The organism is Anaerotignum sp., assembly GCF_017483025.1.
Lineage (GTDB): Bacteria > Bacillota > Clostridia > Lachnospirales > Anaerotignaceae > Anaerotignum_A.
The window spans coordinates 1-2,505 of the sequence record NZ_JAFUMA010000004.1 but is presented as its reverse complement, the minus strand read 5'-3'; the positions used below and the strand labels follow the sequence as shown (position 1 = coordinate 2,505).

2 protein-coding genes are annotated in these 2,505 nt (G+C 47.1%); both read left to right on the top strand.

Going from position 1 to position 2,505, the window contains the following annotated elements:
* On the top strand, nt 1–794 hold a 794-nt coding region (locus IJ369_RS00080; protein WP_290714485.1), incomplete at its 5' end, for an aldo/keto reductase.
* A 38-nt stretch (nt 795–832) separates the two neighbouring features.
* Entirely contained in the window at nt 833–2,446 is a 1,614-nt protein-coding gene (locus IJ369_RS00075; RefSeq protein ID WP_290714483.1) for an S-layer homology domain-containing protein, read from the top strand.
* The last annotated feature ends 59 nt before the right edge of the window (nt 2,447–2,505 follow it).

Here is a 2,505-nt window from a genome sequence, read left to right as displayed (position 1 = left end):
TGGCGACAAAGAGTATGTCCCGCACAAAGGAAGCCATGGCGAAGGATATCGACATCAGCCTTGGCAACCTGCGTACAGATTATATCGACCTGTATCAGGTACATAACCCTACAGTGGATCAGCTGGATCAGGTAGTAGCAGAAGGCGGCGCTCTGGAAGCCCTGATGGAAGCAAAAGCAGCGGGCAAAGTAGGTCACTTGGGTGTTACTGCTCACTCTTTGGAAGTATTTGAAAAAGCACTGGGCATGGATTGGGTAGAAACCATCATGTTCCCTTACAATATCGTAGAAAATCAGGGCGAAGACCTGATGAAAAGATGCACAGAACAGAATGTAGGTTTCATCACAATGAAACCTCTGGCTGGCGGTGCCATCGAGTATGCCACACTGGCCATCCGTTATATCTGTGCACATCCCGATGTATCCGTTGTGATCCCCGGTATGTTCGACCTGAAGGAAATCGACCAGAATCTGGCGGCTGCAGAGGATAAATCCCCCCTGACAGAAGCAGAACTGGCAAAAATGCAGGAAATCAGAAATCAGCTGGGCAATAATTTCTGCCGCAGATGTAACTACTGCGCACCTTGTACCGTTGGCATCGGTATCCCCAACGTATTCCTGTTCCAGGGCTATCTGGACAGATATGGCCTGGGCGACTGGGCAAGAGACAGATATGGTGCAATGCCCGTGAAAGCAAGTGCTTGTATCGGCTGTGGTGCTTGTGAAAAGAGATGCCCTTATAATCTGCCCATCAGAGAAATGCTGAAGGATGCAGCAGCAAAATTTGGTGAATGATTGAAAAATGATTGCGACAAGGAAAGGGGAGTCGTGATATGAAAAAATTTCTTGCTCTTTTTATGACATTCTGTATGGGGATGAGTTCTGTGGCCTTTGCGGCAGCACCATCCATTACGAAAATCAATGCAGGGAAATATCGCAGTTATGCGGTGCTTTCTGATGGCAGCCTTTATTCCTGGGGGTTTGGGCATTCGTATGATACACTCGGTGTGGAATCGCATAAAGGTAAGTGGAGCAGCACTCCTGTGAAAACGGAAAGCGGCATTGTTGCTGCGGGCGATGTTAACCAAGGGACTCAGTGGAAAATCAAAACAGGTGGCAGTTACTGGCAGGATTCTGAATACTGGGAGGCTCCGGAGAAATATTTCAATAATGCTGTGGCAGCAGAAGGGAATTATGTTCTGCTTTCTGATGGCGCGCTGTGGCATTATAATTATTATGACACAAAGAAAGTTGCTTCCAATGTGAAAGATTTTTCTGTATATATCGATGACCAATTTGTCGTTCTGAAGCAGGACGGCAGTGCATGGATTTCTAATCTATACTATGAAGATCCCTTTGGTTTCAGGGCTGAGAAGGGTGTATTGACAAAATTTATGGATGGTGTCATTGATCTGGAAGTCGGTAACGCAAACCTGTATGTACTGAAGAAAGACGGCAGTCTGTGGGGCTGGGGCGATAATATGTATGGTCAGCTTGGTAAGGGATATGCCAGTGACTATAATGAGCCCAATGATAAGGTCGGTTATCGGATCATGGATAATGTGGCTTCTATTGAGACAGGTGTTGGCGGCACTTCTGTTTTTGCGATTAAAAAAGATGGCAGCCTCTGGGCATGGGGCAATGGCACCCATGGCGTGTTAGGTGTTGGCACAAAGGGCAGCATCAAATATAACGAGAATTTCCATTTCTACAACGGAAAGATGCCATCTCCTACAAAGGTGATGGATGATGTGGCAGCAGTCAGCAGTGATCTGCATACATTGATCCTGAAAAAAGATGGAAGCCTGTGGGCTTGTGGAAGTAATGCAGGTTATGAAATCGGCGATGGCGCAAAACTGACATTGGGAAGAGGTCCTGACTATAGCCAGGATAGGATCGAACCTGTGAAAATCTCTCTGCCTGTTTCCACCGGAAAATATGTGGAGCCCTCCAAATACATTGATGTGAGAACAGGGGCATATTACTGCGAACCTGTGGACTGGGCGGTAGACAAGAATATCACCAGCGGCACCAGCAGTAACACATTCTCTCCTGATCAGACCTGTACCAGAGGTCAGATCATCACATTCCTGTGGCGTGCGGCAGGTTCTCCTGCGCCTCGCGGAACAGCATCTTTTGCGGATGTGAACCAGAATATGTATTATGCCAAAGCCATCGCATGGGCGGCAGAAAAAGGCATGGCGGACGGTGTGAGATTTGATTCTGATGCACCCTGTACCAGAGAAATGGCAGTAGAATTTATGTGGAAATACGCAGGCAGTCCCGATGCTGTTCAGGCGGATTTCAATGATGTGACTTCTAAAGCTGTAGACTGGGCGGTAGCAGAAGGTATTACCAGCGGCACCAGCAATACCACATTTTCTCCCGACCAGACCTGCACTAGAGGACAGATCGTGACATTCCTCTACAGAGGTTTTGGCAAATAATAAAATGCAGACAAAAAGAAATCCCGAAGGAATTTTCCTTCGGGATTATTTTTATTGGA

What these genes read in the sequence shown, in the direction of transcription:
- IJ369_RS00075 (WP_290714483.1), top strand. Translation starts at nt 833, where the DNA reads ATGAAAAAATTTCTTGCTCTTTTTATGACATTCTGTATGGGGATGAGT.